The organism is Candidatus Rickettsia tasmaniensis, assembly GCF_036857515.1.
Classification (GTDB): Bacteria; Pseudomonadota; Alphaproteobacteria; order Rickettsiales; family Rickettsiaceae; genus Rickettsia; species Rickettsia rickettsii.
The window spans coordinates 1-7,668 of record NZ_JAQCNX010000032.1 but is presented as its reverse complement, the minus strand read 5'-3'; the positions used below and the strand labels follow the sequence as shown (position 1 = coordinate 7,668).

Below are 7,668 nucleotides of genomic sequence, written 5' to 3'. Positions count from 1 at the left end.
CTATGCCGAGGTCTTTTGAGAAAGGTATAAATTTGCATGTAAGCCGCTGGCGTAAAGCAATGCCTGATAGTACCCCGGTACAATCTAAATCCGTCGCTCAATATAATATGGCAATAACGAGTAAAAAAGAAGCTAAGGCTCTTGGCTATGATGATGCATTATTACTTGATTATGAAGGGTATATTGCTGAATGCACTACAACAAATATTTTCTTTGTTAAAGATAAAATATTATATACTCCAATTGCCGATAGGTTTTTAAACGGTATAACAAGACAGACTATTATTGAAATTGCAAAAGATTTAGGTCTAGAAGTAAAAGAAGAGCGTTTAAAATTAGAGCAAATAGAGGATTTTACCGGATGTTTTGTTACAGGCACGGCAATTGAGGTACAAAATATTGATTCTATAGATCTTGGCAATAAAAAGATTATTTTTGATGATCATAAAATTGCAGATCGTTTGAAAGAAGAATATGGGCGTGTTGTTAGGGAGTAGAAGAAACGTCATTGCGAGGGAGGTATTGCCTGTGTATGGATACCGAGTCGTCATTGCGAGCAGTCGTAGACTGCGTGGCAATCTCATCAAATAATAACAAACTTCTGAGATTGCTTCGTCGAATTACTACGTAATTCTTCTCGCAATGACGATTTAATAAGCTAAACAATAAAAATCAAAAAAATCATGCATAACATATTTAAAGGTTTAATTACCGCACTTATAACACCTTTTAAAGATAATAAGTTAGACTTATATGCTTTAGAGAGAATTGTAAAACATCAAATAAAGCATGAAGTTGATGCAGTATTAATTGCAGGCTCAACGGGAGAAAGTAGTAGTTTAAGCTTTGAAGAATATAAATTATTACTGCAAACTAGCGTAGAAATCGTTAATAAGTGTATTCCTATAATAAGCGGGTGTTCATCAAATAATACTACTTATGCAAGAGCACTTGCAGCGGAATCTACAAAAATCGGCGTAGATGGTTTTATGGCTAGTCCACCATCTTATGTCAAACCTACCCAACACGGGATTTATAAGCATTTTGAAGCATTGCATGAAGCGTGTAATCTACCTATTATGTTATATTCAGCTCCAACTAGAAGCGGGGTAGATTTTTCTGATGCGACAATATTGAGACTTAGCAAGCTACCGCGTATTTTAGCATTAAAAGATTGTGGTGTAGATTTAGAACGTCCATTGCGGATCAGAGCAACAGTTAAAAAGGATTTCAATATTTTAACCGGTAATGATGAAGTAGTCTTAGCTTTTAACGCTCAAGGTGGGGTAGGGTGGACTTCTGTAGCCTCTAATATTGTTCCTAATATATGTAAAGAGCTATTAGAAAAATGGAATAAGAACGATACTAAAGGAGCATTAGAAATCCATCAGAAATTACTACCTTTATATACAGCATTATTTGTAGAATCTAATCCGATTCCGATAAAATATGCTGCACATTATTTAGGTTTATGTGAAAATGAAATTAGACCCCCATTAACTGAAGCAAGCGATAGTGCCAAAAAACAAATTGAAAACATCATAACATCACTATCTATAAAAATATGACCGAATATAAGAAAGTTATTGCACAAAATAAGAAAGCTCTTTTTAATTATTTTATTGAAGAAAGATTAGAAGCGGGTATTGTATTAAAGGGTAGTGAAGTACAGTCTCTGCGTCAAGGCAAAGCTTCTATAGAAGAAAGTCATGCGGCAGATACCGGACATGAGGTATTTTTGTATAACTGCCATATTGCAGAATATGAAAAAGCGAATAGATTTAATCATGCTACTCGTAGACCGCGTAAATTATTGTTGCATACTAAAGAGATAAAGAAAATTATCGGTAGAATTAGAATAAAAGGCTATACGCTAGTAGCTCTTTCTATGTATTTTAATAAAAAAAATAAAGTGAAAGTTGCACTTGGTGTTGCTAAAGGTAAGAAATTACATGATAAAAGAGAGTCAATTAAAGAAAAAGACTGGAAAAGAGATCAGAGCAGATTAATAAGACAAAAGTAATGGACTTTGCACTGGATGACAAGCCGGCTTTATTACATAGTTCGTTTTATGTCATTCCCGCGAAAGCGGGAATGACATATAGAATTACTTAGACTTTAGGAAGATATAAAATTTTTAAAAAAGGTATTTATGCAGCATATTATAGGTAAAATATTGGTTATATTTGTAGTTGTGATAGGAGTTTTATTTGTTTTCAAAACAATGAAAACTTATTCTACAAATCCGGTTTCCGTTGAGGTTAAACAAAGCGAAGATGCAAGAAAATGTGAAGAGGAAAGAGTACAAGAAATAATCAAAGATTATTTGCTTAAAACTCCGGAAATAATAATAGAATCAATAGAAGGGTTGCAAAAACGTAAAGTACAGGAAAATGAGACTAAAGTTAATAACTATCTAAAAGATAATAAGTTAGGTATTGAAGATAGCACAAGCTTTCCTGTTATAGGAAATAAAGACGGTGATGTAACAATAATTGCTTTTTATGATTACAATTGTTCTTATTGTAAAAAAGGCGATGTTTCTATAAATGAATTATTGCAAAACGATCTAAAAGTTAAAGTTGTATTACGACCGCTTCCTATCCTTGGAGATGCTTCCGAATATCTTGCAAGAATAGTTTTAGCCGTTTATAAGGTTAATCCAAGTAAATTCAAAGCTGTTCATGATGAATTAATAAAAATAAGAGATGTTGCTAAGGAATCTATAAAAGAATTATTAACTGAGAATGGCTTAAATGCTACAGAAATTGAAGAAATTGCCGATAGCAATGAGATTAAAGATTTAATTACTCAAAATATGAAAATAGCTAGAAGTCTTAGAATTCAAGGAGTACCTGCATATATAATTGATTCAAAATTAATACCTGGGTTAATAGATTTCCTACAATTACTAAATATAGTTAAAGAAATTAGGGATAATAAGAGTTTTTAAGAATTGTTGCGTAGACCAGTAAATGCTTTTTATGTTATTCCCGTGAAAGCATTGTTACATGGATACCAAATCATCATTGCAAGGAGCGAAGCGACGTGGCAATATCTCTTGTCAAGCATCCTGTGAAATTGCTTTGTCAATTACTTACGTAATTTCCTCGCAATGATGACCTTCAGTCTCCACGCAACAAGGCTTAGTAGGAATGACAGCAATTGCTCTTGAATAACTTTAGCCTTTATTTAGTAAATCTAACATAGTTTTACCGATATCGGCAGGGGATCTAGTGATAGTTACGCCGGCACCTTGTAGAGCTTCAAGCTTATCTTCGGCACTTCCTGTTCCTCCTGCAATAATAGCTCCGGCATGTCCCATTCTTTTACCTGGAGGTGCTGTAATACCTGCAATAAAGCTTACTATAGGTTTCTTGATTTTTGACTGCTTGATAAACTCAGCTGCATCTTCTTCTGCATTACCGCCAATTTCACCGATCATAATAATTGCTTTTGTTTCATCATCTTTCAAAAACATCTCAATACAATCAACAAAATTAGTGCCGTTAACAGGATCGCCGCCTATACCGACACACGTAGATTGTCCAAGTCCTACTGCTGTTGTCTGTGCTACTGCTTCATAAGTTAGAGTACCTGATCTTGAAATAATACCTATCGTTCCTCTTTTATGAATATGCCCAGGCATAATACCGATTTTACATTCACCCGGTGTGATAACTCCAGGGCAGTTAGGACCGATTAATCTAGTTTTAGAACCGACTAAAGCACGTTTTACTTTCACCATATCAAGCACCGGAATTCCTTCCGTTATACATACTACTACTTCAATTTCGGCATCGATTGCTTCTAATATCGAATCAGCGGCAAAGCCGGGCGGAACATATATAACGCTTGCATTTGCACCGGTTTTTGCTTTTGCTTCATGTACGGTATTATATACAGGTAAATCAAGGTGAGTATGACCGCCTTTGCCGGGTGTAACACCGCCAACCATGTTAGTGCCGTACGCTATCGCTTGTTCAGAGTGAAAAGTTCCTTGTGAACCAGTAAAACCCTGACAGATAACTTGTGTTTTTTTATTTATTAATATTGCCATGTTAAATAATTTTTATTGTTTTTATTTTACTTTGATTTCGTCCCGTGACTTGATCGCGGGATCCAGTCCTTTTTTAATTTTTTTGATGGATACTGTGGTCAAGCCACGGTATGTATTACACTGAACTGGTTTTTCAAGCCATACAACAAGGTCAATGCCTGCATAGCTCATGACGGTTATCTACCGTACCGCTTCAACTATTTTATTTGCCGCATCTGCTAGATCATGTGCCGGTATTATTTCTAAACCGGAATTTGATAAAATTTCTTCGCCTTTTTCAACGTTTGTACCGGCTAAACGAACTACTAACGGTACTTTTATACCTATGTCTTTTGCAGCTGCAATAATCCCTTCTGCTATAATATCACAACGCATGATACCGCCGAAAATATTAACTAGAATCCCTTGTACTTCTTTATCAGATAAAATTATTTTTAAAGCTTCTTTTACCCGTTCACGATCAGCTCCACCACCGACATCCAAGAAATTAGCAGGCGAAGCACCGTAAAGTTTAATAATATCCATAGTGGCCATGGCAAGACCAGCACCGTTAACCATGCAACCGATATTACCGTCCATTTTTACATAGCTAAGTCCTGCATTCGCTGCTCTAGTTTCTAGAGGATCTTCTTCATCATGATCACGCATTGCCGTAATATTCGGATGCTGAAATAAGCCGTTATCGTCAAAAGTAATTTTTGCATCTAAAGCTAATAAGTTCCCGTCGCTATTTACAATTAATGGGTTGATTTCAATTTGTGTTGCATCGGTTTCAATAAAAGCATTATAGACTGATTTTACTATTTCTTTCATCTGTTTGGCTTGGTTATCCTTAAAGCCTAACTCATAAGCTATGCCTCGCATATGAAAATCTTGTAAACCGGTTGCAGGATCAACAGAAAATTTAATAATTTTTTCCGGAGTTTTTTCTGCTACTTCTTCAATATCAACTCCTCCTTCTGTAGAAGCTATGAAAGTAATACAGCTAACCGATCTATCAAATACTACACTAAAATAATATTCTTTTAAAATATCACAACCTGATTCTATATAAAGACGGTTTACTTTTTGTCCTTGAGGTCCTGTTTGATGCGTTACTAAATTAATACCAAACATGTCATGAGCAACTTTTTTGGCTTCTTCTTTACTCTTAACAACCTTAACACCGCCTGCTTTACCTCTACCGCCGGCATGTATTTGTGCTTTAACCACATATACTTCCGTATTTAATTTATCTATGGTTTCATTAATCTTTTCGGTTTTCGTAACAACTAGCCCGGTGGAAGTAGGTACGCCGTATTTTCTTAAAATCTCTTTTGCTTGATATTCATGAATATTCATTTTAAATAATTTATTTAAATTGCTATTAATTTTTATGGATAAGATGCATTTTTAACTTCTCTTACTATGTCTTTATCAAAAGTGATAAACTTATTAGCACTATTGACTTCTCCTTCTGCAATAATCATATAATCGGCAAAGTCTGCTTTACCTTTAATATATTTCTCAGTAGCTGATATTATTATGTCTTGATGCCCAATGATAAAGCCAGAATTATCAATAAGATTAATTACTGCTTCATAAATTTCCTGGCGAGTAAATTTATTTACTTTTAGCACCCATACAAATTCAAGTAATGCATATGATGCAATAAAAATCTTATTAGTGATGTTATTTTTTAAGAAATTTTGAGCTGCTTTACCTTGTATTTCATCATCTTCAAGAAAAGTACGAGTTAAGATATTAGTGTCAATTCCTATCATTTTCGATAACCACAATACTAATAGCTTCATCTACATCCACCGGACCGTTTTTAGCTTTATGTTTACCTTTACCAAAAAAGCTATAGATATCTTTTTTTATAGGAAGCAATTCTAATGTTTCATTTTTTTTGTAGTTAATTATTAACTCAGAGCCTGAATGTAAACCAAGTTTATTTCTTATATATTTAGGTATAACTACCTGTCCTTTCGATGAGACTACTACTCTGGCACTTTTACTCATAATACTAATATGGTAAGTTATCTAATCTTACTTTGTATATAAAACACAATTTATTATATGTCAATAAGTTTATACATTCAACATCCTCTTTAATACGTTATCTTTCCTAATAAAGTGATGATATAATGCAGCTAGTATATGCAAAATAATTAAAGCAGTAAATAAGCAGCCTTTTTATGGATTTTTTTAAAGATTTTGGCAAATTGTAAATCTGGAGCAAAAGAATTTATAGTAAACAAACCATAAAAATCAATATGATGGTTTGATAAAATAGTCATTAGAAAGCCGCTTATCGGCATTAATAACATTAAAAGCTATAGCAAATTTATATTAATATTAGCAGCTTTTTTTGCCAATTCGGCATATCCTCCGGTAGCAAAACATTAGCATTATAGAATTTCCATAAAAGCCTTATTATTACTAAAGATAAAACAACTATACCGGTTGCTTCATGTATCCCGTATAATTGCCCTTTTAAAGGAAGTTCTACGAAATTATCCATTAAGAAACCGACAACGAGCATTACTATAACTATAATGCTCATGATCCAGTGAAAAAGTTTTGCAATTAAGCCGTAAGAATTTTCAGTATTTGTAAGTAGCATGATAGTACTCCAATAAATTATTCTAAACTTACTTAATGTCATTTTCGCTCTTCTATGTCATTCCTGCGAAAACAGGAATCTAAAAAACAATAAAAAATACTAAAATTATTAGTATTTTTAACTAGATCCCATGGACAAGCCACGGGGTGACACCGAGTCGCGGTATGACAGTTTCTTCTTAATTCCCAACTGCCGTATCTATAATCTTTTCTGCCTCTGTATCACTAATTTTTTCTTTATCATTCAGAATGAGATTAGCATTCTTTAAGTCATCTCCTATATGTTCCGCTCTTCCTTTTAAAATCTTAGCTAAAAACTGCTCGGCAAGAGCGTAATATGAGATTCTATTACCGGGTTTTGCAAATCCATGACCTTCATCTTTGTAAAGTGCATAAACTACCGGTATATGCTTTGCTTGCATGCTGTTTACAATCTGTTCTGATTCTGCCTGCACGACTCTCACATCGTGAACACCTTGTGCTATAAATAAAGGCTTTTTGATATTATCAACAAAATTAATTGGTGATCTTTGTCTTAAAAACTCTTTTTCTTCTTCAGTATCCCAAGGTCCTATACGTGTTTTATATATACTTAACAATGGTCTCATATAAGGAGCTTTAGATTGCACATGAGTTAATAAATTAGATATGCCGACAACGTCAACACCACAAGCAAATGCGTCAGGTGTCATGGTAAGACCTACAAGCGTTGCATAACCTCCATAGCTTCCGCCCATAATACAAACTTTGTCAGCATCAACTATATTATTCTTAATAGCCCAGTTAACACCATCAATTAAATCGGTGTGCATTTTACCGGCATATTCTAAATTACCAGCGTTTAAGAAATCTTTCCCAAAACCGGTAGAACCACGGTAATTTATACTTAAAACTGCGTAACCACGATTTGCAAGCCACTGATGCTCAGGATTGTATCCCCAGCTATCACGTACCCACGGACCGCCGTGGACATTTAAAATTAGAGGTACTTTTCTATCGGG

The 7,668-nt window shown here is 34.2% G+C and carries 12 protein-coding genes; 4 read left to right on the top strand and 8 right to left on the bottom strand.

What is annotated here, in order from left to right:
• The 4 genes from O6R16_RS06910 to O6R16_RS06895 all read left to right on the top strand — a co-directional run.
• Positions 1–497 (top strand): aminotransferase class IV (locus tag O6R16_RS06910; RefSeq protein WP_499680557.1); only part of this gene is annotated, 497 nt, incomplete at its 5' end.
• A gap of 186 nt (positions 498–683) precedes the next feature.
• Positions 684–1,568, top strand: coding sequence for a 4-hydroxy-tetrahydrodipicolinate synthase (gene dapA / locus O6R16_RS06905; RefSeq protein WP_499680556.1), 885 nt, complete (start codon positions 684–686; stop codon positions 1,566–1,568).
• On the top strand, positions 1,565–2,023 hold the full coding sequence (gene smpB / locus O6R16_RS06900; RefSeq protein ID WP_499680555.1) for an SsrA-binding protein SmpB: 459 nt from the start codon (positions 1,565–1,567) through the stop codon (positions 2,021–2,023). Before dapA ends, smpB begins: the two co-directional genes overlap by 4 nt.
• A 129-nt stretch (positions 2,024–2,152) precedes the next feature.
• Positions 2,153–2,953, top strand: a complete 801-nt coding sequence (locus tag O6R16_RS06895) for a DsbA family protein (RefSeq protein WP_499680554.1) — start codon at positions 2,153–2,155, stop codon at positions 2,951–2,953.
• A 228-nt stretch (positions 2,954–3,181) separates the two neighbouring features.
• On the opposite strand, the gene sucD is transcribed toward O6R16_RS06895, so the two are convergent.
• The 8 genes from sucD to O6R16_RS06855 all read right to left on the bottom strand — a co-directional run.
• On the bottom strand, positions 3,182–4,060 hold the full coding sequence (sucD, locus tag O6R16_RS06890; protein ID WP_499680553.1) for a succinate--CoA ligase subunit alpha: 879 nt from the start codon (positions 4,058–4,060) through the stop codon (positions 3,182–3,184).
• 180 nt (positions 4,061–4,240) lie between these two features.
• Complete coding sequence (gene sucC, locus O6R16_RS06885) at positions 4,241–5,401, bottom strand: ADP-forming succinate--CoA ligase subunit beta (protein WP_499680552.1); 1,161 nt, start codon at positions 5,399–5,401, stop codon at positions 4,241–4,243.
• A gap of 32 nt (positions 5,402–5,433) precedes the next feature.
• Positions 5,434–5,823, bottom strand: coding sequence for a type II toxin-antitoxin system VapC family toxin (locus tag O6R16_RS06880; protein WP_499680551.1), 390 nt, complete (start codon positions 5,821–5,823; stop codon positions 5,434–5,436).
• A complete protein-coding gene (locus O6R16_RS06875; protein ID WP_499680550.1) occupies positions 5,810–6,064 on the bottom strand; it encodes an AbrB/MazE/SpoVT family DNA-binding domain-containing protein in 255 nt (84 codons plus the stop codon). Before O6R16_RS06875 ends, O6R16_RS06880 begins: the two co-directional genes overlap by 14 nt.
• A 69-nt stretch (positions 6,065–6,133) precedes the next feature.
• A complete protein-coding gene (locus O6R16_RS06870; protein WP_499680559.1) occupies positions 6,134–6,208 on the bottom strand; it encodes a hypothetical protein in 75 nt (24 codons plus the stop codon).
• Positions 6,209–6,213: 5 nt separating this feature from the next.
• The gene (locus tag O6R16_RS06865) at positions 6,214–6,372 is read right to left on the bottom strand and encodes a hypothetical protein (protein ID WP_017443056.1); all 159 of its coding nucleotides are present in this window, start codon (positions 6,370–6,372) and stop codon (positions 6,214–6,216) included.
• Positions 6,373–6,389: 17 nt separating this feature from the next.
• Positions 6,390–6,668 (bottom strand): cytochrome b, encoded by a 279-nt coding sequence (locus tag O6R16_RS06860; RefSeq protein ID WP_499680558.1) that lies wholly within the window; start codon positions 6,666–6,668, stop codon positions 6,390–6,392.
• Between the two features lie 178 nt (positions 6,669–6,846).
• Positions 6,847–7,668 (bottom strand): alpha/beta hydrolase family protein (locus O6R16_RS06855; RefSeq protein ID WP_499680549.1); only part of this gene is annotated, 822 nt, incomplete at its 5' end.

What these genes read in the sequence shown, in the direction of transcription:
- dapA (WP_499680556.1), top strand. Translation starts at nt 684, where the DNA reads ATGCATAACATATTTAAAGGTTTAATTACCGCACTTATAACACCTTTT.
- smpB (WP_499680555.1), top strand. Translation starts at nt 1,565, where the DNA reads ATGACCGAATATAAGAAAGTTATTGCACAAAATAAGAAAGCTCTTTTT.
- O6R16_RS06895 (WP_499680554.1), top strand. Translation starts at nt 2,153, where the DNA reads ATGCAGCATATTATAGGTAAAATATTGGTTATATTTGTAGTTGTGATA.
- sucD (WP_499680553.1), bottom strand. Translation starts at nt 4,060, where the DNA reads ATGGCAATATTAATAAATAAAAAAACACAAGTTATCTGTCAGGGTTTT.
- sucC (WP_499680552.1), bottom strand. Translation starts at nt 5,401, where the DNA reads ATGAATATTCATGAATATCAAGCAAAAGAGATTTTAAGAAAATACGGC.
- O6R16_RS06880 (WP_499680551.1), bottom strand. Translation starts at nt 5,823, where the DNA reads ATGATAGGAATTGACACTAATATCTTAACTCGTACTTTTCTTGAAGAT.
- O6R16_RS06875 (WP_499680550.1), bottom strand. Translation starts at nt 6,064, where the DNA reads ATGAGTAAAAGTGCCAGAGTAGTAGTCTCATCGAAAGGACAGGTAGTT.
- O6R16_RS06865 (WP_017443056.1), bottom strand. Translation starts at nt 6,372, where the DNA reads ATGTTATTAATGCCGATAAGCGGCTTTCTAATGACTATTTTATCAAAC.
- O6R16_RS06860 (WP_499680558.1), bottom strand. Translation starts at nt 6,668, where the DNA reads ATGCTACTTACAAATACTGAAAATTCTTACGGCTTAATTGCAAAACTT.